The organism is Faecalibacillus intestinalis, assembly GCF_015097455.1.
Classification (GTDB): domain Bacteria; phylum Bacillota_I; class Bacilli_A; order Erysipelotrichales; family Coprobacillaceae; genus Faecalibacillus; species Faecalibacillus intestinalis.
The window spans coordinates 33,013-56,151 of the sequence record NZ_AP024085.1; the positions used below are offsets into that span (position 1 = coordinate 33,013).

27 protein-coding genes are annotated in these 23,139 nt (G+C 26.5%); 20 read left to right on the forward strand and 7 right to left on the reverse strand.

Annotation, left to right across the window (positions count from 1 at the left end; translation table 11 throughout):
- Positions 1 to 10 precede the first annotated feature (10 nt).
- The 9 genes from Fi14EGH31_RS00155 (at position 11) to Fi14EGH31_RS00195 (ending at position 9,310) form a co-directional block, all read left to right on the forward strand.
- Complete coding sequence (locus Fi14EGH31_RS00155; RefSeq protein WP_032091131.1) at positions 11 to 748, forward strand: sporulation peptidase YabG; 738 nt, start codon at positions 11 to 13, stop codon at positions 746 to 748.
- A gap of 6 nt (positions 749 to 754) precedes the next feature.
- On the forward strand, positions 755 to 1,612 hold the full coding sequence (gene ispE, locus Fi14EGH31_RS00160; protein ID WP_200765008.1) for a 4-(cytidine 5'-diphospho)-2-C-methyl-D-erythritol kinase: 858 nt from the start codon (positions 755 to 757) through the stop codon (positions 1,610 to 1,612).
- 108 nt (positions 1,613 to 1,720) lie between these two features.
- Entirely contained in the window at positions 1,721 to 3,100 is a 1,380-nt protein-coding gene (gene glmU / locus Fi14EGH31_RS00165; RefSeq protein ID WP_032091132.1) for a bifunctional UDP-N-acetylglucosamine diphosphorylase/glucosamine-1-phosphate N-acetyltransferase GlmU, read from the forward strand.
- A 14-nt stretch (positions 3,101 to 3,114) separates the two neighbouring features.
- Entirely contained in the window at positions 3,115 to 4,071 is a 957-nt protein-coding gene (locus Fi14EGH31_RS00170; RefSeq protein WP_107029258.1) for a ribose-phosphate diphosphokinase, read from the forward strand.
- Between the two features lie 205 nt (positions 4,072 to 4,276).
- Positions 4,277 to 5,830 (forward strand): NEAT domain-containing protein, encoded by a 1,554-nt coding sequence (locus Fi14EGH31_RS00175; protein ID WP_200765009.1) that lies wholly within the window; start codon positions 4,277 to 4,279, stop codon positions 5,828 to 5,830.
- A 30-nt stretch (positions 5,831 to 5,860) separates the two neighbouring features.
- Positions 5,861 to 6,730, forward strand: a complete 870-nt coding sequence (locus Fi14EGH31_RS00180; RefSeq protein WP_200765010.1) for a heme-binding Shp domain-containing protein — start codon at positions 5,861 to 5,863, stop codon at positions 6,728 to 6,730.
- Positions 6,708 to 7,598: a heme ABC transporter substrate-binding protein IsdE gene (isdE, locus tag Fi14EGH31_RS00185; RefSeq protein WP_200765011.1), complete on the forward strand. Its 891-nt coding sequence runs from the start codon at positions 6,708 to 6,710 to the stop codon at positions 7,596 to 7,598. Before Fi14EGH31_RS00180 ends, isdE begins: the two co-directional genes overlap by 23 nt.
- Positions 7,585 to 8,559 (forward strand): FecCD family ABC transporter permease, encoded by a 975-nt coding sequence (locus tag Fi14EGH31_RS00190; RefSeq protein ID WP_117825440.1) that lies wholly within the window; start codon positions 7,585 to 7,587, stop codon positions 8,557 to 8,559. Before isdE ends, Fi14EGH31_RS00190 begins: the two co-directional genes overlap by 14 nt.
- Complete coding sequence (locus Fi14EGH31_RS00195) at positions 8,549 to 9,310, forward strand: ABC transporter ATP-binding protein (protein ID WP_117347715.1); 762 nt, start codon at positions 8,549 to 8,551, stop codon at positions 9,308 to 9,310. Before Fi14EGH31_RS00190 ends, Fi14EGH31_RS00195 begins: the two co-directional genes overlap by 11 nt.
- A 39-nt stretch (positions 9,311 to 9,349) precedes the next feature.
- Here the strand turns inward: Fi14EGH31_RS00195 and Fi14EGH31_RS00200 are convergent, their stop codons facing one another.
- Positions 9,350 to 10,243, reverse strand: coding sequence for a hypothetical protein (locus tag Fi14EGH31_RS00200; protein ID WP_200765012.1), 894 nt, complete (start codon positions 10,241 to 10,243; stop codon positions 9,350 to 9,352).
- A 186-nt stretch (positions 10,244 to 10,429) separates the two neighbouring features.
- Between Fi14EGH31_RS00200 and Fi14EGH31_RS00205 the strand changes: the two genes are divergently transcribed.
- Positions 10,430 to 10,876 carry an S-ribosylhomocysteine lyase gene (locus tag Fi14EGH31_RS00205; RefSeq protein WP_117782914.1) on the forward strand — a complete coding sequence of 149 codons (447 nt, stop codon included), beginning with the start codon at positions 10,430 to 10,432 and terminating at the stop codon, positions 10,874 to 10,876.
- A 130-nt stretch (positions 10,877 to 11,006) separates the two neighbouring features.
- Positions 11,007 to 11,303, forward strand: a complete 297-nt coding sequence (locus tag Fi14EGH31_RS00210) for a transporter substrate-binding domain-containing protein (protein WP_200765013.1) — start codon at positions 11,007 to 11,009, stop codon at positions 11,301 to 11,303.
- Between the two features lie 54 nt (positions 11,304 to 11,357).
- On the opposite strand, the gene Fi14EGH31_RS00215 is transcribed toward Fi14EGH31_RS00210, so the two are convergent.
- The 6 genes from Fi14EGH31_RS00215 to Fi14EGH31_RS00240 form a co-directional block, all read right to left on the reverse strand.
- Complete coding sequence (locus Fi14EGH31_RS00215; protein ID WP_200765014.1) at positions 11,358 to 13,313, reverse strand: hypothetical protein; 1,956 nt, start codon at positions 13,311 to 13,313, stop codon at positions 11,358 to 11,360.
- A complete protein-coding gene (locus tag Fi14EGH31_RS00220; RefSeq protein WP_117574309.1) occupies positions 13,297 to 14,403 on the reverse strand; it encodes a hypothetical protein in 1,107 nt (368 codons plus the stop codon). The genes Fi14EGH31_RS00215 and Fi14EGH31_RS00220 overlap by 17 nt, the downstream gene beginning before the upstream one ends.
- Complete coding sequence (locus Fi14EGH31_RS00225) at positions 14,390 to 15,244, reverse strand: ABC transporter ATP-binding protein (protein ID WP_032091143.1); 855 nt, start codon at positions 15,242 to 15,244, stop codon at positions 14,390 to 14,392. The genes Fi14EGH31_RS00220 and Fi14EGH31_RS00225 overlap by 14 nt, the downstream gene beginning before the upstream one ends.
- Positions 15,244 to 16,089: a hypothetical protein gene (locus Fi14EGH31_RS00230; protein ID WP_200765015.1), complete on the reverse strand. Its 846-nt coding sequence runs from the start codon at positions 16,087 to 16,089 to the stop codon at positions 15,244 to 15,246. Before Fi14EGH31_RS00230 ends, Fi14EGH31_RS00225 begins: the two co-directional genes overlap by 1 nt.
- Positions 16,086 to 17,096, reverse strand: a complete 1,011-nt coding sequence (locus tag Fi14EGH31_RS00235; RefSeq protein WP_200765016.1) for a hypothetical protein — start codon at positions 17,094 to 17,096, stop codon at positions 16,086 to 16,088. The genes Fi14EGH31_RS00230 and Fi14EGH31_RS00235 overlap by 4 nt, the downstream gene beginning before the upstream one ends.
- 73 nt (positions 17,097 to 17,169) lie before the next feature.
- Positions 17,170 to 17,520 carry a hypothetical protein gene (locus tag Fi14EGH31_RS00240; protein WP_195941339.1) on the reverse strand — a complete coding sequence of 117 codons (351 nt, stop codon included), beginning with the start codon at positions 17,518 to 17,520 and terminating at the stop codon, positions 17,170 to 17,172.
- 194 nt (positions 17,521 to 17,714) lie between these two features.
- On the opposite strand from Fi14EGH31_RS00240, the gene Fi14EGH31_RS00245 reads away from it, so the two are divergent.
- The 9 genes from Fi14EGH31_RS00245 (at position 17,715) to Fi14EGH31_RS00285 (ending at position 23,042) form a co-directional block, all read left to right on the forward strand.
- Positions 17,715 to 18,053, forward strand: a complete 339-nt coding sequence (locus Fi14EGH31_RS00245) for a PadR family transcriptional regulator (RefSeq protein ID WP_022000783.1) — start codon at positions 17,715 to 17,717, stop codon at positions 18,051 to 18,053.
- Positions 18,046 to 18,423: a DUF6120 family protein gene (locus Fi14EGH31_RS00250; RefSeq protein WP_117787800.1), complete on the forward strand. Its 378-nt coding sequence runs from the start codon at positions 18,046 to 18,048 to the stop codon at positions 18,421 to 18,423. The genes Fi14EGH31_RS00245 and Fi14EGH31_RS00250 overlap by 8 nt, the downstream gene beginning before the upstream one ends.
- 13 nt (positions 18,424 to 18,436) lie before the next feature.
- Positions 18,437 to 18,889, forward strand: coding sequence for a hypothetical protein (locus Fi14EGH31_RS00255; RefSeq protein WP_022000785.1), 453 nt, complete (start codon positions 18,437 to 18,439; stop codon positions 18,887 to 18,889).
- 158 nt (positions 18,890 to 19,047) lie between these two features.
- The gene (locus Fi14EGH31_RS15660) at positions 19,048 to 19,197 is read left to right on the forward strand and encodes a GHKL domain-containing protein (RefSeq protein WP_370784914.1); all 150 of its coding nucleotides are present in this window, start codon (positions 19,048 to 19,050) and stop codon (positions 19,195 to 19,197) included.
- Positions 19,198 to 19,266: 69 nt separating this feature from the next.
- Positions 19,267 to 19,800 (forward strand): TetR/AcrR family transcriptional regulator C-terminal domain-containing protein, encoded by a 534-nt coding sequence (locus tag Fi14EGH31_RS00265; RefSeq protein ID WP_200765017.1) that lies wholly within the window; start codon positions 19,267 to 19,269, stop codon positions 19,798 to 19,800.
- 86 nt (positions 19,801 to 19,886) lie between these two features.
- Complete coding sequence (locus Fi14EGH31_RS00270; RefSeq protein WP_158560167.1) at positions 19,887 to 20,444, forward strand: DUF308 domain-containing protein; 558 nt, start codon at positions 19,887 to 19,889, stop codon at positions 20,442 to 20,444.
- Between the two features lie 234 nt (positions 20,445 to 20,678).
- Positions 20,679 to 21,437, forward strand: a complete 759-nt coding sequence (locus Fi14EGH31_RS00275; RefSeq protein WP_200765018.1) for a TatD family hydrolase — start codon at positions 20,679 to 20,681, stop codon at positions 21,435 to 21,437.
- 11 nt (positions 21,438 to 21,448) lie between these two features.
- Entirely contained in the window at positions 21,449 to 22,378 is a 930-nt protein-coding gene (locus tag Fi14EGH31_RS00280) for a 3D domain-containing protein (protein ID WP_117782903.1), read from the forward strand.
- A 49-nt stretch (positions 22,379 to 22,427) separates the two neighbouring features.
- A complete protein-coding gene (locus Fi14EGH31_RS00285; protein ID WP_117845202.1) occupies positions 22,428 to 23,042 on the forward strand; it encodes an RpiB/LacA/LacB family sugar-phosphate isomerase in 615 nt (204 codons plus the stop codon).
- Positions 23,043 to 23,139: the final 97 nt, after the last annotated feature.

Here is a 23,139-nt window from a genome sequence, read left to right on the forward strand (position 1 = left end):
TGGTGATAGAATGAAGATAGGTGATATTGTAAGTAGAAAAAAATATCATCAAGATATTATTTTTGAAGTCATTGATATACAAGAAAATATTTGTTATTTAAGAGGAATAGAGTATCGTCTTATTGCGGATAGTGAAATAGATGATTTAGAGCTTGTTCAAGAGAAAAGAGTAATAGAAGATGTGCATTTACCACAAGAAAAATGTTTAAAGGGAAGTGTTTTACATTTAGATGGAGATCCTTCTTATTTAAAGATGTGTATGAAAAAATATCAAGAATATGGTATTAGAGCATATGGTTATTATTTTAAAGAAGAAGAGTTTGCTAGTAAAATAACCAACCTATTAAAAAAACATAATCCACATCTTTTAGTCATTACAGGACATGATGCCTTGAAAAAAAATGGACATAAAAGAAATAGTCAAGATTATTTGCACAGTTTAGATTTTGTAGAAGCAATCAAAAAGGCTAGAGAATATCAACCCGACAAAGATGCATTAGTAATCTTTGCAGGAGCGTGTCAGTCATACTATGAACTTCTAGTAGCGAGTGGTGCTAACTTTGCATCAAGTCCTTCAAGAAAAAATATTCATGCGTTAGATCCTGTTATTATCACAACTCAAATCGCAAGTACAAATATTAAAGAGTATGTTGATTTAGAAAAAGTTATAGAGAAAACCTCTTTTAAACAATTAGGTGTTGGTGGAATTGATACAAGAGGGGTTGCCAGAAATTTGTATCCGAGGTAATGAAAAATGAAAGTAAGAGCATATGCAAAAGTAAATTTAGCGTTAGATGTTGTAAGAAAAAGAGAAGATGGATATCATGATTTAGAAATGATCATGGCACCTATTACTTTACATGATCTCATTTATATTAATGTCATTGATGAAGGAATTGAAATTGAGTCAAATAGTAAGATCGTTCCTACCGATCAAAGAAATATTATGTATAAAGTTGCACAATTGATGCAAGAAAGATACGGATTAAAAAAAGGTGTTAAGATCTTTGTCTATAAGCATATTCCAACGCAAGCAGGATTAGCTGGTGGAAGTGCTGATGGAGCAGCAGTTATTAAAGCTATGAATAAATTATTTCATTTAAATTTATCTTATGAAGAAATGGCTGCTTTAGGAAAAGAAGTAGGAGCAGATATTCCATTTTGTATTTATGAAAAAACAGCTTTTGTTGAAGGTGTTGGTGAAAAATTACAATTTATTGATGAACATTTTGAAGCTTATTTATTACTTGTAAAACCTAAAAAAGGTGTTTCAACTCAAAAAGCATTTACTTCATTAGATTTATCTAAGGTAAAACATCAAGATTGCAGAAAGATGAAAAAAGGAATTGAAATGAATGATTATCAAGCAGTTATTGATAATCTACAAAATACATTAGAACTTCCTTCTATTAAAATGGTGCCACAAATTAAAGAAATCAAAAAAGAAATGATGAAGTTAGGTTTTGATGGAGCTTTAATGTCAGGAAGTGGTTCATGTGTATTTGGTATTACTAGAAATCAAGAAATTATGAATAAAGGATATGAATTCTTTAGAAAACGTTATTTTTTTGTTAGAAAATCGAAAATTTTAAACAAGGAAGAAAATCTGTGATAAGATTTTCTTTTTTTGAAAAGATGTAGGAATTTGCAATAAATTGTCTTATTCATCTTTAATTATGAGTTATATTTTGTTAGAATGACGTCGTAGAGGGGTGTGACGATGAAAACTTACGCAGTAGTAATGGCTGCCGGAAAAGGTACAAGAATGAAATCCGACAAGCCTAAAGTAGTACATGAAGTTTTATATAAACCTATGGTTTGTCATATCGTTGATGAATTAAAAGGTTTAGGTGTTGATGGTATTTATGTTATTGTTGGACATAAAGCTGAAGAAGTCATGAAACTTGTTGATGGTGTTGAGTTCGTAATGCAAAAAGAACAATTAGGAACTGGACATGCATTGATGCAAGCAAAAGATGTTTTAGGAGATAAAGAAGGAACAACTATTGTTTTAAATGGTGATGCACCATTAATTACTAAAGAAACATTACAAGGGTTAATTCAATATCATAATGAACATCAAATGAAAGGAACAGTCATGACATGTGATTGTGACTTAAATAAGAAATTTGGTCGTATTATTAGAGAAAATGATCAAGTTAAAGGTATTGTTGAGTATAAAGATTGTACAGATGAACAAAGAAATATTTCTGAAATGAATGTTGGAGAATATTGCTTTGATAATGCTGCTTTATTTAAAGCATTAGAATCAGTAACAAATAACAATGCTCAAAATGAATACTATATTACAGATGTAATTGAAATTATGAATCATCAAAACTTAAATGTTGGTGGTTATAAAATTGATGACTTATCAGAAGTTGGTGGAATTAATGATAAGTTTGAATTACAAGAAGCAACAAAACAATTACAATATCGTATTAACAAAAAACATCTATTAGATGGTGTAAATATTGTAGATATGACAAATACTTATATTGGTAGAGATGTAGTGATTGGTCATGATACAACAATTGAACCAGGATGTATTATTAAAGGAAAAACAGTGATTGGTAATGGATGTCATATTGGACCTTATTGTGAATTTGATAATGTAGAAATCAAAGATAACGTAGAAATTAAATTCTCTGTTATTGCTGATTCGATTATTGAAAACGGTGTTGATATCGGACCATATGCAAGACTTAGAAATCATTGTCATATCTTAGAAAATGTCCACATGGGTAACTTTGTGGAAATGAAAAAAGCGACTTTTGGTAAAGGAAGTAAAGCTGCGCACTTAAGCTATATTGGAGATGCGACAGTTGGTGAAAACGTAAATATTGGCTGCGGTACTATTACTAGCAACTATGATGGAAAAAATAAATTCCAAACAGTAATTGAAGACAACGTTTTCGTTGGCTGCAATTCTAATTTAGTTGCTCCTGTAACTGTTGGTAAAAATGCATTTATTGCTGCTGGATCAACAATTACAGATGAAGTTCATGAAGATGCTTTTGCAATTGCTAGAAGTAGACAAGTGAACAAAGAAGGTTATAGTAAAGTATTAGAAGAAAAAAGAAATAAAATAGGAAAATAGGGGTAAAAGAAAAAATGAAAAACAAAATTACAGTATTTGCTTTATCATCATCAGTAGAATTAGCACAAGATATTTGTGATAATTTAGGTTGCGAAATGGGAAAATCAAAAGTTCACCATTTCGCTGATGGAGAAATCTTAGTTGAAATTGATGAATCAGTTCGTGGAAAAGATGTTTTCATTGTCCAATCAACATCTAATCCTGTTACTGAAAACTTAATGGAAATCTTAGTTTTAGCAGATGCCTTAAAAAGAGCATCAGCTGGAGAAATTACAGCTATCATGCCATACTTTGGATATGCTAGACAAGATAGAAAAGCAAAACCTAGACAACCAATTACATCTAAATTAGTTGCTGATTTATTAACAACTGCTGGTGTTAATCGTGTTGTAACAATTGATTTACATGCTGCACAAATCCAAGGATTCTTCAATATTCCTGTAGATGATATGCAAGCATTACCATTAATCTGTAATTATTTCAAAAATAAAAACTTAGATGATATCTGTGTTGTTTCACCAGATCATGGTGGAGCTACTCGTGCTCGTAAAATGGCAGTTGCTTTAGATTGTCCAGTAGCTATCATTGATAAAAGAAGACCAAAACCTAACGTTGCTGAAATCATGGGTGTATTAGGTGATGTTGAAGGTAAAAACTGTATCATGATTGATGATATGATCGATACAGGTGGAACTATTGTAGCAGGTATTGATATGTTACTTGAAAAAGGTGCTAAAAATGTATTTGTTGCATGTACACACCCAGTATTCTCAGGACCTGCTGTTGAAAGATTGAAAAACTGTTCAGCTAAAGAAGTAGTTGTAACTGATACAATTATCTTACCTGAAGAAAAGAAATTCGATAAATTAAAAGTTGTTTCAGTAGCTTCATTACTTGCTAAAACAATTGAAAGTATTGAAAATAATTTACCAGTAAGTGATGTTTTCCAAGAATTTGATTTCGAAAAATAATATATAAATATAAAGTCTTCCAAGTTGGAAGGCTTTTTTGTTTCATAAGTAAAACATCTATAAAAGTGTAGTTATATCAACAAATAATCATAAAATAGTATCTTTTATGTTACACACCTGAAACAAAATAAAATATTGAAAAATGGAAAAAAAATGCTAAACTCTCTTTAGTTAGTTTAAGCTAACTTACAAAAGGGAGGTCAACATGAAAAAATTATTAAAAATAACATTAGCCCTAATGATGGCATTATGTTTACAACTTACATCATTTAATTCAGTACATGCATTAAATAATGATTTATCAAAAGCAGGAACATATCAAGTTCCAATCAAAAGTTTAACAAGTGCTGCACCAATTCCAGCAGTACAAACAGCTTTTGCAAAAGCATTTGGAGATTCATTAGAAGTAACAGTAAATGAAGATGGAAAAATGCAAGCAATTGCTACTTTACAAAATATGATTATTAATTTAGGGAAAGAATATTATGCAAATGTTCTAACAATTGCTAATGGTACAACACTTTCAACAAAAGTTGAAAAGTCTACACAAGGAATGAATGGACAAACAGTAGATGTAGATGTTCCTGAAAAGATTTTATTTGATTTACCTCAATTAGATGAAAATAATTCAACAGTATTATCTATTACAGTTGATTTTATGAATGCTATGATGGGACAAGGGAATGATTATCCTACAAATGTAACATTAACATTAGATTTAGATAATGTTCAACAATTACAAAAAGAATATGTTTTAGAAGATGGTACATATAATGTTCCAGTTGATGTTTTAAAAGAAAATAGTGATGATCAATCAATGGCAGCTAAGGCAATTGAATCAGCACAAATAAATGTTAACAATAATGAAGTTACTGTTACATTAAAATTAAAAGAAATGACAATGTATGGTCAAACAGCTTCAGTTGATAAAATGGAATATCAATTAAAAGATGGAACATATCAAGAAGCAACAATTATTGAAGAAGAAAATGGACATCCAACAAAGGTTCAATTTAAATTAGATCAAAATGTAAAACTTACAAATGTTAAATTCTATTATGGCGGAAGTAATAGAGGTGCTACTGCTAGATTATCTTTAGATTTAGATCATCTAACAAAAGTAATTCCTTCTAGATTTAATCAAGATGGTACATATAGTGTAGATGTTGCATTATGGAATGCAACAAATGATAAAGCATCTATGGCAGCTGCTGCTTTAGATTCTAAAGCTAAAATTATTGTTAAAGATGGAAAAGCAACAATGTATATTTCTACAAAAGAAATGTCATTTGGAACAATTAAAGCAAGTTTACAAGAATTCTATATTGGAAGTGCTCAAGAAGATTATAAAAATCATAGTGCTACAATTATAGAAAAAGATACACAAGGTAATCCAACATTATGGTCATTTGAATTACCTCATGAAGATGAATATATCAATGTTATGATGAATCCACATGTTGCTATGATGGGTAATATGGATTTAGAAGCAAGAATTAAAGTTGATTATAGTACATTAACATATATTTCAGATAAAACTGAATTAGAAACAAATACTAAAAAAGAAGATCCAAAAGAAAATAATCAAAATCAAGCAAGTAATACAGCTACTGAAAATAAAACAGAAACTACAAAAGATAATCAACAAGAAAGTCAAGCAGTAAAAACAGGAGATCAAGCCCCTATCACAATGATGAGTGTATTAGGTATGATTTCATTGTTTATGTTTGTTGTTTTACAAAAAAAATATGAGGCATAAAATATGCCTCATTATTTCTATGGAGGAATTATGAAAAGAATATTACAGATAAATATTATTGCTTTGATGATGTTGTTATTTTTATCGCCAGTAAATGCTTTAAATGATGGTGCTTATTTAATAAGTCGTTCAACAAGTTATGTTAATCCTCTTACAGGTAAAACAGAAGATGGTGGAGAAAATATTGCTTTAGGTGATAGTATGGTAGGTAATATTGTTGAAGGACAATTATTACTTGAACAAACAGGAGGAAAATATTATATCACTGTAGGACTTGGATTAGCTTCTAATGTTAGTAATGTACGTTTTAAAGTCATGACATCAAGTGGTGCTATGTCTTCTGTATCAGCAACTAAAACAGGAAGTAGTAGTGCAAATGGAGATACAGTTAATCATTATAGAATACAAGTAAGTTCATTAGATATTTATATTAGTCCTATTATGTATGTAAGTCCTATGGGGAGAGATGTTCAGTTTTTTATTAAACCAAATATTTCCTCGGCAATATCTGGAACAGGTGTTTATAACAGCCAAATGATTCCACAAAGCCAAGCACCAACAACATCAACAGAAAATCAATTAAGTACAACAACTCAATCATCAACACCAAAAGCACAAGAGGAAACAACGACAAAAGCTGTTGAAAATACAGAAGCGTCACAAGCTACAGTAGGGACAATTACAAAAGAATCATTAATGGAAAATGCGACAGGGTTAAGTAATCATTTAATTAATTCAAAAGGAAAAGTAGATACAAAATTAAAATTAACTACCAAAAATATAAAAAAGAGAAATCAAAAGGAACAAAAAGCAAGTTCTCATTATTCTTTATGGATTATTGGAGTCTTAGGAGTGATCGTTGTAGGAGGTGTAGTTTATGTTAAAAAAATTAAAAAATAGTTTTATTTTTATTTGTTTAATTTCTTTATTAACCGGATGTGTTAATCAAAATCAAGAAGTCCAAACAAATGAAGAAGTAACAATTGCTGCTACATCTGTTTCTGTAACTGAAATATTAGACCAATTAGATGTACCAGCAAAACAGGTTGTTGGTATTCCTCAAAGTGATAGTTATTCAGTTCCTAAGAAATATAAAAAGTCAACTCAATTAGGAAATGCAATGTCACCAGATATGGAAAAACTTTCTACATTAAAACCAGATCTTATTTTAAGTCCTAATTCATTAGAAGGTGATTTAGCAAGTAAATATGAAAAAATAAAAATAAGTTCAAGTTTTTTAAATTTAAAAAGTTTATCAGGAATGTATAAAAGTATTGAAGAATTAGGAAAATTCTTCAATAAAGAAAAAAAAGCACAAAAACTAATTGATGATTATACAAATTATATGATTTCTTTTAGAGAAAAATATCAAAACAATGTGAGCCCACGTGTACTTATTTTAATGGGTCTTCCAGGAGGAAGTTATGTTGTAGCAACTGAATCTAGTTATGTTGGAGATTTAGTAAAATTAGCAGGTGGGACGAATATTTATGGAGATGGAAATGGGGAAGATTTTGTAAATGTAAGTGTAGAAGATATGTTAAAACAAAATCCTGATCTTATTTTAAGAACATCTCATGCCATGCCAAAACAAGTTATGGAGTATTTTCAACAAGAGTTTTCGAATAATCAAACTTGGCAACAATTTGATGCTGTTAAGAATAATAAAGTATATGATCTAAATAACGAATATTTTGGAATGAGTGCTAATTTTAATTATCAAAAAGGATTAGAAACATTAGAAGGAATTTTATATGAAAATCATTAAAAAGAATCCATTATTATTTATATTAGGTTTAATGATTATTTTAGGAATATGCTTTTTTCTAGCAATTAATATAGGATCAATTAAAGTATCTTTTATACAACTAATGAAAGGTTTATTTATAGAATATAACAAAGATGTAGCAAGTATTTATCAAATACGTTTTCCTAGAGTTATTGTAACAATGCTTGTAGGGTGTGCATTAGCTTTATCTGGATTATTATTTCAAGTTGTTCTTAAAAATCCTTTAGCAGATCCTGGATTAATAGGAATAAGTGCAGGGGCAAATATTGTGAGTCTTTTAGTTGGTATTTTTTTACCTGATTTATATGTATTTAAACCAATGATTACATGTCTAGGAGGCTTAGTAACATTTATTATTATTTATAGTTTATCTTGGAAATCAGGTTTAAATACAACAAGAATTATTCTTGTTGGTGTAGCAATTCATTATACTATGAATGCCATTGTTTCTCTTATAGAAAGTATGTCAGCTTCTATTTCATCTTCAGCAGGAACAATTACTTTATATTCATGGAATGATGTATTTCTTTTAATGATTTATATTGTGCCAATTTTAATAATCTTACTTTTTTTAACACAAGCATGTGATTTATTAGGATTAGAAGATCGTACATTATTATCATTAGGAATCAATGTAAATACATATCGTTTTATTTTATCTTTATTAGCTGTTTTATTATGCAGTATATCTGTTGCTATTGCTGGAATATTAAGTTTTGTAGGTTTACTTGTGCCACATTTAGCACGTTTATGTGTAGGTAATCAACATAAATATCTTATTCCCACAACTGCCTTATGTGGAGCTATTATTGTATTAGTTGCTGATACAATAGGTAGAACATTGATGGCTCCTTATGAAATAAGTGCAGGAATTATTATGTCAATGATAGGTGGTCCAATATTTATCTTATTATTAAAAAGGAGTTTATATGAAAGTTAATCATTTATCTTTTAGTTATAATCATCAATCTTATATGAAAGATATAAATATACAGTTTAAAGATCAAAAAATAACAACCATTATTGGACCTAATGGAAGTGGTAAATCAACACTTTTAATGCTATTAAGTCGTATTTATAAAATACAACAAGGATCAATTGAGTTAGATAATAAAAATATATGGGATTATAAAATTAAAGAATTTGCTAGAAAAGTAGCTGTTGTACATCAAAAGAATCAAGTATATGGGGATTTAAATGTTAGAACAATCATAGGTTATGGAAGATTACCTTATCTTAATTATCATCAATCTCTTTCAAAAGAAGATAAGCAAATAATAGATTGGGCAATAGAAGTCACAAATCTTAAAGAACATCAAAATAAAATGTTAAATAGCTTATCAGGAGGACAACAACAACGTGTTTGGATAGCTTTAGCTTTAGCACAAAAAACACCTATACTTTTATTAGATGAACCAACAACATATTTAGATATTAAAGCTCAAATAGAGACACTTAATTTATTAAGAAAAATAAACAAAGAATATCAAATCACTATTATTATGGTACATCATGATATTAATCAAGCAATTCATTATAGTGATGAAATTATAGCAATGAAAAATGGACAACTGATGTTTCAAGGAAAACCTCATGAAGTGATTAATCAAAAGACTTTAAAAGAAGTTTATGATTATGATTTAAATGTTATAAAAAATAATGAAGAATTATTTGTATTAAATTATCAATAAAAATGTATCAACTTATAGATTTAAGTTGATACATTTTCTTTATGATTGAAAATATTTTTTAATCTCATCAATTTCCTGTTGAGGTAATCCAAGTAATTCTACTGCGTTAGAAAAAGTAGTATTTAAATTATGAATAAGATTTTTTACTACCATGATATTTCTTTTTTTTCTTTCACTTTGTTTCGTTTTTTGAATTGCTTCTCTTTCAATCATTTCTCCTAAGTTACACATCTTTTCTACCTCCTTATCTATTACATTAAATCCATATTCTTTCATGATTCTTCTTTTTTCTTGATAACTTAATACATTATTTAAAAAAGCAACAAGTGGTGTTAGTATGTTATCATAGATTATATACTTTTCATTAGTATCATGTTCTTTGTTTAAGTATATCATAATAAGTACACCTTTGTCATAGGTTTCTATTCTTTCTATTGTTGTTCCATTGATATTTATTTCATCTATCTTATATGCATTGATATGACCATCATTCTTTTTGGCAGATTGTGGTAATATCCAAATTGAATAGACTTTCTTTATATGATTATAATCATAGTCATAATATTCATTTTTCCATTGTGTGGTCATGATTCTTGAGATATAAGTAAGACCTCGTGTAATCAGAGAATAACCTGGATTGGGGTCATTTTGTATTTCAACATTTAGATAGATTCTTTGTGATAAATCAATCGTACAAAGAAAATCATAATTCGTTTTACCACTATAGGGAATAAAGTTTTCTTTATCTAAATGATGAAAAGATTTCTTTTCTTTGATCAATCTTTCAATTTCATTCAGAGTTAAATGTTTTGCTTCATCAATAAAACATTTAACTATTCTACTTAATATTTCTTCATGACAAATAATCAACTTACAATAGTTATCTAATACTAGTTTATGATCAGATGAACTTTTTTCAATTATACCTTCCATAAAATATACCTCCTACTATATATATCGTCTCTTTTTTTGCTTTTTTCTTTAAAAAAATAAAAAATTTTAATTCTTTTAGTCACATAGCTTTTGCTTGACATGGATAAGTGAATGTTATATTCTTATATCATACTAATTATATATGAAATAAATAAATTGGTACAAAATAAAATGGGGGAATTAAAAATGGAAAGAATTACAAGTTTTAGTGTTGATCATCGAAAACTAACTAAAGGAGTTTATGTATCAAGAATTGATGGGGATTTGATTACATATGATATTCGAATGACACAGCCTAATGTTGAACCGGCTTTAAAACCAGAAGCAGCACATACGATTGAACATATTGGCGCAACATTACTTAGAAATGGTAAATATAAAGATCAAGTGATTTATTTTGGACCAATGGGCTGTATGACAGGCTTTTATTTGATTGTGAGAGATTTAGATTTAGAAGTGATTAAAGAAGTTGTAAAAGATGTTTATAGTCAAATTGCCTCTTGGGATCAAGAGATTCCAGGGGCTAAAGAAGAAGAATGTGGAAATTATACATTTATGGATTTAGAAGCAGCTAAAAAAGCAGCTGATTATTTTGTAAACAGTAAATGGGAACATGAATATCATCTATTATAAAGTGGAAACAACAATGAAAAAATTAGGGATTAAATTATTAGCACTTACCTTACTAGCAACTGTGACAACAGGATGTGCTTCATCTAAATAAGAAAATACATGGGATAAAATTCAAGAAAATAAAGAAATCGTGATTGGAGCAGAAGGGACATTTGCTCCATTTTCATATCATGATGATAACGATAATTTAGTAGGTTATGATGTAGAAGTATCAGAAGCGCTTGCTAAAGAATTAGGGGTTAAAATTAAATTTGTAGAAGTTAAATGGGATAGTTTAATTGCTGGACTTGATTCAGATAAATATGATTTAGTAACTAACCAAGTGGCTATTACAGCTGAAAGAAAAAATATGATTTTTCAATTCCACATACATACTCTTATCCAGCAATTATCACTAAAAAAGATAATACAGAAATCACTAAAATGAGTGATATCAAAGGACATAAATTTTCACAAATAGGTCATGGTTTATCCATGACTTTTATGCATCTCTAACATATACTATTTTATTCTTTTTTAAATCTTTAATGATTATTTTAATTTCTTTATTTTTTTTAGTGCTATCTGTTATATAAGATAAATATTTTCCATCTATTGATATTTTTAATGAATATACTTTTTCTTTTGTTAATAAAGTACTTTCTTTATAAGTAAAATCATACATAAATAAACCATCATTTTGGGTGTAATATAGTTTATCTTTATATATATCGCTATTTTCAATTTGTTCATTAAATAGAATTTGATTATCACAATATAACTTATCATCTTGAATATTGTGTAAATAGAGATGATTATTTTTTATATAGAAATAATCACATAATGGAGTATCTAATTTTTCTTTTTTAAATGTATCTAGAGATATTTTAATGATTGTATAATCATCTTGTAGAAAATAAAGATATTGATGATAAATAGAATAACGGTTTGTTAATTTTCCTTTATAAACAACTTTATTATTTTGATTAGTTATTTTGTCACTATAAATAATATAATATCTATTCTTGTTACCAATAATACCTAATATATTCTTATCTGAAATAGGGATATGTTGTTGTTCTATATTCATAAAATTCTTCTGTAAAGAAGATAACTTTTTTAATTTAACATCTTGAAAATCATTATTAAAGAGATATAAATATTCACTTTCATCATCGTCAATAGTATAAAAAAAACCATCTTTTTGAGGAAATACATTAATTAAATTATTACTAGATTCATAAAGATTTCTTATTAAAGAATACTCTTTCCAATCATTTTTATCTATTATCTTATTAGAAAAATAATAATATTCTTTATTTTCCGCAAAGTTAAGTTCATGATAACTATTGTATTGAAAACTAGATGAATTATTTTGATTACTTGAACAACCAGTTATTAATATTAATAAAGAAAGAAAAATCAAGTTCTTTCTTTTTCCTTTAAAAAAAGAAAGAAGAAAGAATATAAAGATAATAATCAATTCAATAATTACTATATGAAAATCTATGCCTAACATTTTTTCACCATAACCTGCAAAATAGCGACCAGGAACAAGAAAACTAATAAAAGGAAAATAGAGAATATGTATACTATTTCCTAAGAAAGCTAAAGGAATATAGACGAAAATAAAAAGTACAAGCAAAATAAAGATATTAGAATGAATAAATTTTTTTAGTAAAATACTTAGACTACATAAAAGATAACTTGCTATATAGTAAAGAAATGTACAAAAGCATATAAATGTTATTAATGAAATATTTGGACAATTTTTTGAACACCAAGGAATATTAATTATTGAAAAATCTAATCTAGAAAAATGTTTAAAAATAAGTATTTTACCAATAGTCATCAAAAATAAAAATAATCCCCATATACAACTAAATACAAATATTTTACTCTTTTTAGCATTCTTAATACCATTAGATGTTGTTTTTTCATAAATCCATATATGATCATCTATTTCTTTTAAATAGATACTATAAATAAGAAAGAAAAGAAAGAGAATGAGAATAAAATCTAGATTGTTAAAATTTAAACAATCAGTATACTTTGTATTAACTATTTCCTTATGTTGAGTATTTTTAATTTTTAAATAATATAAGTAGAAAGAATTTAATGCATCTTTTTTTAAAATATTAGAATTATTTTTTCTTTGTTTTTTTAGATATTCTTTTTGATTAATTTGATGATTTTGATATTCTTTTAAAATATCTTCATTATTTTCATAAGAATCTAATTCTTTTAGAATTTGTTTTTCTTTTGAATTATTTGGAATACCAGAGTATTTATTTATGTATTGATCATAAATTTGTGTAGTAGTATCACGGTTTATTTTTGTTTGATGTAGATTTATATATAAAGTTAAGAAAGATGTAAAAAGTAAAATAAGAATAATGAGTAAACCTTTATTATTTTTAAAAAATAAACGAAAATATAATTTAATTAATTGATACATAATATCTCCTCTTAAATAGAAAATAGGTAAAAAAATTTAAATTTAAAATGATAAATGAAAATAATAAGGAACTCATAAAAATCCTTTGATTATAGATAGAATCATTTAAAGATGAAAAACTAATAATACTTAATAGATTGTTGTTATATAACTGAATTGAAATATAAATAATCAATATAGCAATAAAAAATCCTTTATATTCCTTGTTTAAAAAATGACAAAGAAATAAAAATAAATAAGAGAAAGATAAACACCCAACTAAACGAAAAAAATAATTACAAACAATATAAAAGAATATAGAAATATTATAGGGTTCATACATAAAATGAGATAATGCATAAAGTGGTTGAAATAAACCATTTTTCATTCCTAAAAAATAATAAATAAGATAACTTTCTATTAACAATAATAAAGAAGAAATAAACGTAAATAACAAGATCATTAATATCTTTGATATAAATATTTTCTTTATTTGTTTTCTAGAAATATAAAAATATAAATCTGTTTGTTTTTGTTTTTCATAGATGAATAATTTGATTACTAAGATAATGCAAAATATAAGGGATAATAGATATTGAAAATCTTGGTTCATAAAATTATTGATTAAGGTATAATCATAGTAGTAGCTAAGATTTCTATTTTTTAATCTTTTTTTAAGCGTTATATTTTCTTTTTTCCATTTACTATTTTGAGTTTTTTTAATATTTTCATCTAGAATAGTGATTTTATTTTTAATTGAAGAATGATAATTGATTGTATATTCATAATCTTCTAATAAATTATTACTTATCTGTTCATCACCGAAAACATAACCTGAAAAAGTATTTTTAGACTTGTTTTTGGTATTATAGTTACCATTATTTACTTGTTCTAACATCGTATTATGATAATTAACAAGCCAATCATATTTTTGTTGAGAAATAGGGCCTTCAATTATTTTTAATATTTTTCTTTTTCCTGTATTAATATCTCCATATATATTTTGATAATTGACATATATGATTTGAAAACTGTTTAAGACAAGCAAAAGAATAAATAAGACTTTAACTGATTTAGAACGGAATAATTTATATAATTCACCTTTTATCATAAACATCACCATAATAATAAAGATAAATATCTTCTAAATTTATTTCTTTACAATGTGGGAATAATTCATCTTTATGAGAAAAAAACTTAATTTTATAATCATCGTTAATAGGTACAATAGAAGAAACATGATATGTTTCTATATATTTTTGTAGATCTTTTTTTGAAACAATCGTTTCATAAAAGAATTGTTTTAATGATAATATTAATTCTTGTGGACTTTTAAAATCTAATAATTGTCCGTTTTTAAAGAATATAAGAGATTTAGCTAGATGATCCATATCTTGAATAATATGAGTAGAAATAATAATAATTTTATTTTTTGAAAGATTTCTTAAGAGATTTTTAAGTCTTAATCTTTCAATAGGGTCTAAACCTGTTGTAGGTTCATCTAATAATAAAATTTGAGGGTCATTTATGATTGCCTGAGCAATAGATAAACGTTGCTTCATTCCTCCAGATAATTTTTTAATCTTGATATATTTTTGATCATATAAATTAACTAATTTTAAAGTATGATCTATTTGGTTTTTATCAATTGATTTAAGTGCACAAATATATTCAAGAAATTCATTACAAGTAAGATCAACATATAAAGCAGGAGATTGAGGAACATATCCAAAGACATGATAAAAATCATCACTTAAAAATTTAACTTCATCAATTTCAATTGTTCCACTATCATTTTTAATAAGTCCACATAAAATACTTAAAAAAGTAGTTTTTCCTGCTCCATTAGGACCAATTAATCCATAGATTCCAGATGATAAATGTAAAGTAATATGATCTAATGCTTTTTTGTTCTTATAATACTTTGATAAATCATTTATATAAATATTCATTACTTTACCACCAATGAAGTACTTTCTTCTGGAAGATTACTTGAAAGAGGAATAGCAATAGCTTTTACATTTTTTGTTTTATTTCCTGGTTTATAGCTTAATACTGCACTTTTATTTTTAGGAAGTTCTATATGGTAACTAGATACAGGTTTTAAGTCTTCTAATACCCAAAGAATATAATTATCAGAAATACCACTCATTTTTATAGTAATAGGTTTATTTTTCTTAAAATTTCCTTCTATGTTATTAGGAAATTGAATAAGTAAATTATTATCAAAATAACCTTCTTCATCATGTTTTAATAAATCAGATGTATAATCAATTAAATCATAATTATTATTTAAATCTATAGGATTATTAGCAGTATCTTGATGAATATCAATAAAAGTAGTACCACAAGCCATCATATGTTGTTTATTAGTAAGTTGTTTAAGAGAATCAACAATTTCATAATCAGCTATTAAAAAAGCATGCATATAAAGATGATCACCTTTACTACCAGTATTAGGCATAATAGAAACATGCTCAGTTTTATTAGTGTCTTTTTTTCCTTTAAATGTGTAGACTAAACTTTCTTTATCTTCATGCTTAATCATTTGAGGAATACCATTAATAAATATCATTAAACCAAAATTTGCATCTCTACCTACAACTTCATAATCATAATTAATATCTACATCATTACCATCAAAACTATAACCATCTTCAATATGATGCAATCCAAAACCTACTTTTAAATCAACTGTTTCTTGATTGTTATTTTTTTTGATTGTTATATTTTCTTGTTTGGTACTACATCCAACAAGTAAAAATATACAAAACATACTGAGCATTATTTTTTTCATTCTGTTACCTCTCTTCTTATAAAAGTAGTTTTCTCATTCTGTTTACCTATAATAAATAATTGATGATCAACATATTCAGCAAATAAAATATTATCTAGCTCATTAAAATCATATTTTACATTATTGAAAATAATATAAGGTTTCCAATCATCAACACTTCCTTTTTCTGTAATAATAATCTTTCCATTACTTAAATAACAATTTACAGAATTTTCATAATTAAATTCTAAATCATTAAATCCATTATCATAATAAACAGCAATCTTATCTTTATTAGCACCATAGCCTTCATCTTGATTATGAATAATACTTTTATCTTTAAAAGAACTTAAAGTAACTTGGGGACTATTATATAAACTATAGGTTTGATGATCTATATCTATTACTCCATAACATCCAGAAGTTTGTTGACCTTTTTTTAAATATGTTCCACCAGTATAAATAAGGGATTTATCATTTGTGAAAGCTAATTCCCATATAGCATTTAATTTTCTAGGTGTATCATCTAAAGTAAGAACAGTGCTAACTGAATGAGAATTTCTATCTAATAATAAAACACTTTCTGTATCATAATTCATTTTTACACATGAAATAAATTGACCAGATGATGAAACAGCTAAACTATCATATTCAAATTCATCAAAAAAATTATTTAAATCAATATGATTTTTAAGTTTATGATTTTGAAATAAGAATAAAGTGTCTGTTAGTTGAATAGCATATATATCTTGAAGAACATGTATTTTAGCTTTATTAACAGGCCCATCAAAAATCATTGTGTTTAATAATTCTTTATTTTTTTCTATAGAATAATCATAAACATATGTTTGATTATTTTTTTTATAAACGAATATTAAATTATGATCTATGATTTTAAAATCAATGATTTCATATTTTGATAATTGTTGGTAATCTTGAGTTTTCTTAACTGTTTTTACTTTATGATTATTTGTGGTTTGACAACCACATAGTAATATGACTAAAAAAATTATTATTATTTTTTTCATAGTTAACCTCACTATAGAAAATATCATTTCTGATATATTTAATAGATATTATCGAGAAATGATATTTATTAATTTAATATTGTGTAGATGTATAAACATGATATCCAGTTGTATGAATAGCATCATGTGTTCCATAAAATGTAACTTTAGTTCCAGCATATCCCCAACATTCTAATGTATCTCCAACACCAGAACTATTTGCATGTTGGTTTTGAGTAGAACCAATATTAGTACCAGTGCTAGTTTTTTTAGCTTCTATTTTTATTTTGATAGATTTAACATTTTGACCAATAGTGGTACCACCTTCACACAATTTAGATGATCCACTATTATAAGGAGATATAAATCCTTTTAATGTACCATATGGTGTTGATTTTGTTGTTGATTTAGCAGCGGATACAGAGTTTACATTTCCAAATGCCATAAGTAGTGCGAAACTTAACGTTACAAATAATTTAATTTTATTTTTTTATAATTTAATATTCCTTTCATTAGTTTAGGTTGACGTCTACCTTAATTTTATTATATCTTATATTACTATATTGTCAATAATACCTTTATAATAATAGTATGGTAATTATAATATTATACTGCTATAATTATTTTGGTGATAAAATTATGGCAAAATCAAATAGCTTTTTTAATATTGATATGCTTGTTTTAAGTTTGCTAAAAGTAAGTGATTGCTATGGATATGAATTAGTAAAAAAAATCAAAGAAGTTTCAAATAATACATTAGATATAAAAGAAGGTACACTTTATCCCGTAGTGCATAACCTATTGAAAAAAGAATACATTTCTAGTCGAGATGAAATAGTAAATAAAAAAGTAAGAGTTTATTATCATATTGAACCTATAGGAAGAGACTATCTAGAAAAAACAATTACTGATTTTAGAAAAAATATTAAAGGTGTATTCGATATTATTGAATATGGTGAGGTGGAAAAAAATGAATAAAGATTCAAAAAAATTTATTAAATATGTAAAAAGAATAATTCCTATCCATTCAAAAGATAAAAGAGAATTTATCTTATTATTATCTCAAAGAATAAAAGAATTTTCAGATGATTTAGAGAGATGTACTTATCAGGATATTGTAAATGAATTTGGTACACCTAATGAGGTTGCAGGATCTTATATTGAAAATATGGAAAGTAATGAACTCATAAAAAAACTAAATAGGAAAAAGTTATTTAAATATTTTCTTTTAACACTTCTAATTTTAATAACTCTATTATGGGGATTTAAAATGTATAGATTAAATCAATTATATGAAGAAGCAAAATCAGAAACACATGGTTATATTACTGAAGAAATTATTAAATAAAAGTAGAAAATTTATGAAAAAAATTATATTATTTTTAAGCTTATTTTGTATTTTATGCATACCTTCACAAGTAAATGCTTATAATTATGAAAATATTTCACAGATAGAATATTTGGAAGATGGTTCGTATATTGAAACAACTATATTTGTATCTAATGATTATGCTAGATCTCAAAAAACTGCTAGTAAAATTGCTAGATATAATAGTAGTACGGGCGTTCAACAATGGTATGTAACTGTAACTGGAACGTTCTCATATGGGAATGGATCAGCAAAATGTATTTCATCATCAGTTAAGTCAGGTGTATATAATAATAAATGGGCTATTTCGAGTAAATCTGCTTCTAAATCAGGAGCAACAGCAATAGCATCTGCAACAGCAAAACATAGCTATGATAATACAGCTTATGAAACAAAAAAATTAACTGTTAGGCTTACTTGTAGCTCTACAGGAGTATTATCATAATAATTGAATAGCATTACAAGGTAAATATCAGATTTCATTAAGTTATATAGCATTTGTCATTTTATATAATTGTATGTTTATAATTATATTTAAGTATTTGTTATTTATTGTTTTTGATATGAATTAACTCTCCAGTATTAAAATATAATCCTCAGCTCATAAGTAAAAAAGGAACGACAGAACATGGAATTGGTTTATCAAGTGTAAAATCAACTTTAAAAAAATATAAATCTGAAATATCTTTTTCAGAAGATAAATATTGGTTTACTGTTCTTATAGTTATTGATAAATACGAATATATTCATTAGTATTCATTTAAAAGAAATTGTTCATCTACAATTTCTTTTTTGTTATAATGTGGTAAATGAGGTAATGATATGAAAAAAACAAAAGAAACAATTATTGATGCTTTTTGGCAATTATTAGAAGAAAAACCATTTAATAAAATAACGGTTCAAAACATTGTCGAACGCTGTCATTTAAATAGAAATACATTCTACTATCATTTTCAAGATATTCCTAATTTAGCAGAATATACTGTTAAATCATGGGCGGATCAAATTATTCAAAATAACTATGAATTTGGTTCACCAATGACATGTCTTGTACCACTTATAGAAGAATATAATCAACATAAAAAAGCTTTTCAACATCTTTATAATTCATCACAAAAAGATGAGTTTATTACCTATATGAATCATGTAGCTTTACATATTGTAAAAATGTTTATGAAACAATCTTCTCATTATGTTTTACGAAGTGAACAAGAAAAAGAAACACTTATTCATTTTTATAAATGTTTAATGATAGGTATTCTTATTGATTGGTTAGAAGCACAAGGTGATTATGATTTAAAACCATTTGTTGAACAAATATTTCATTTAATAGAAACAACAATACAGGCTCATTAGGAGCCTTTTTTGGTTAATTCTTTTATTTTGTCCATTTTATGTTGATATAAATAAGACTATAGTAAAAGTAGAAAGAAGGAATGAATATGAAAACCTTAAATAAAGTAAAAATAAGTATATGGATTAATGCCTTAAGTGCAATAGTAATAGGTATATTATTTTTAATAAATCCTCAAGAATCTTTTCAAATTATTACAATACTTGCTGGTATTATTATTACTTTTACAGGAATTATTGATTTTATTTATTATTTTAGTGGTTGGTTAGATATTTATTTTATGAAGAATACATTATTGAGTGGTATTTTAAAATGCGTATTAGGTATCTTTGTATTAACACATATATCAATGATGACAACATTCTTTTCTTATATTTTTAGTTTATATATCATTATTAGTGCCATCTATTGTTTTGAAGCTTATACCTTTATTAAATCAATGGTTAGTTATTCTTTAACTTTTGATTATATTATTGTTACAATTTTAATTTTCACAGGACTTGCAATGTTCTTTTTGAGCCCAAGTACAGTCATTTCCTCTGCTTTTGTGATAGGAATTTTATTCCTTATTAATGGTATTGGAAACTTATTTATTGCTTTAAGACTTACAAAGATTACAAAAGAATATCGTAGATATCTTCAATAGTTTATTCTTTAGTATCATAAATCATAAAAGTGGGCATATATTATAATGAGCACTTATAAAATACCATATTTATAAGCATATATTTGTTTAAATCCTAAAATACGACAAAATATATTTCATATCATTCAAAAAAAACATTGATAAAAAGAACCAAATTATAATTTTAATGAATTAAAAAATTTAGAAATTTGACAAAGAGATAATATTTTGTTAGTATTCACCGGGGTGAGATTTATGTACTTTGATACACATTGTCATTTAAATAGTGAACAATTATATGAAAAAAAAGATGAATTTATTAAACATGCTTTAGATAACCAAGTAGAAATGATGGTTGTTGTAGGCTATGATCTTGAGTCTTCCAAAAAGGCAGTTGAAATAGCAAAAGAATATCCTTTTATCTATGCTGCTGTAGGGATAGGACCTAACGACTGTTTAAACACAACTACTCAAGATTTACAAATCATCGATGAGTACTTAAATGAACCAAAGGTTGTAGCACTTGGTGAAATCGGATTAGATTATTATTGGGATGATGTTCCTAGTGATAAACAAAAAGAGATTTTTCAACAACAAGTAGATCTTGCTAAAAAACATCAAAAACCAATTATTATTCATTGTAGAGATGCTTATGAAGATACTTATGAAGTGCTTAAAAGAAATGGACATCCAGGAATTATGCATTGTTATAGTGGATCAGTAGAAATGGCAAAGAGATTTATTGATTTAGGTTTCTATATTTCATTAGCTGGACCAGTTACTTTTAAAAATGCCAGAGTTCCTAAAGATGTGGCAGAAAAAATAGGTTTAGAACATTTATTAATTGAAACCGACTGTCCTTATTTAACACCACATCCTTATCGTGGTACTTTAAATGAGCCTGCAAATGTTGTGTATATTGCCCAGGAAATAGCAAAGCTAAAGAACATGGAGATAGAAAGCGTTGCAAGTCAGACAACGTTTAATGCTAAAAAAGTATTTGGCATTAAATAGGAGGAAAATTAATGAAAACAATTAAACAAATTATTTCAGATGCAGACCCCCGACTGAAAGGGGTATTAGTGATTATGGTTGTATATGTAATGGTTATGGCGACAACTGTTACATCAGGAGCAACACAAGAAATAAAAGGTTATAAAGAAACAATTGAAATACAGTATCAAGATGGTGGCCAAGAAACTAAAGATTATTTAGTAAGACAAGATACTGTTAAAAATGTATTAAAAGAATTAGATGTAAGCTTAAATGCAAAAGATACAGTTAACAAAGATATGTCTTATATTGTACAAAGTAAGGATTTATTACAAGTTAATCGTATTAACGAAGAAGAAGTAGAAGAAATGCAATATGTATCTTCACAAACAATAGAAACAACTGGTTTACATTTATTTACAACAGAAGTTGTTCAAACTGGACAACAAGGACAAATTAAGAATAAAGTGAAAGTCACTTATGAAAACGGTAAAATAGTAAAGAAAGAATTGTTATCGAGTGAAGTTGTAGCAGAAAAAACAGATACAATTATCGCTCATGGAACAGTTCAACCTGGAGCTTATTTTACTGGAAAACTGACAACATATGGTGGCGATTGTGCAGGAGGAAATGGAACTTCATCATCAGGTATTTCTTTATCACCAACAACTGGTGTTAAAGGAAGTCATAGTGCGAAGTTAAGTTATAATGGTGGAAGTTATTATTGTTTAGCAGCAGATCCATCTATTCCTTTTGGAACAATTATTAAGATTACAAATCACAACTTAGGTATTGAATCAACAGCGTATGGTATTGTTGTTGATAGAGGCGGAGCTATTAAGAAAAATCATATTGATATTTTTAATGGAACAGAAGCTGGCAAATACTTTAAAGGTGGTACGTCAAATAATACACAATTTGAAATCGTATCTGTTGGTAGTGGCAAGAATTTTTGGAAATAGATAACAAGTATATCTCAAATGAGGTATACTTTTTTTGTGGGGTGATGATATGAAAATAGGTGTTATTCAAGCTTCGTCGCAAATAGAAAAAAATACTATTTTATATGAATGTACAAAAGATTATGGGGAAGTTATTAATTTTGGTTGCTTTGAAGATGAAGAAAATTATTCCTATGTTGAAATTGCTTTAGAAATTTGTTTGTTGATTTCAAGTCAAGCGGTAGATTTTATAGTGACAGGATGTTCTTCAGGACAAGGAATGATGATTGCTTGTAATAGTCTACCAAATTTAATTTGTGGCTATTTACCAACACCACAGGATGCTTATTTATTTGGAAGAATCAATGATGGTAATGTGGCTTCTTTACCATTAGGTCTTAACTATGGATGGGCTGGTGAAATTAATTTAAAAGTAACTCTCCAACAATTGTTTGAAGAACCTTTTGGAATAGGGTATCCTTTAAAAGATGCTAAGCGAAAAAGAGAAGATACAAAGAAAATAAAATCTTTAAATCAATTATGTAAAAAAGATATTATTGAGTTTTTAAATGAAATCGATTCATCATTCATTAATAAAGTTTTATCTAAAAAGAATGTAATCGATTATATTTTAGAACAAGGAAAAGATCAAAGAATAAAACAATGGATTTTAAACAGGAGGTAATCCTGTTTTTTTATGAAAAAAGAGTGATAAAACGTACGAAACTCATCTTTTTTTCTCGTCAAAAAAGCAATGTTGGTGTACAATGGAAAAGAATTGA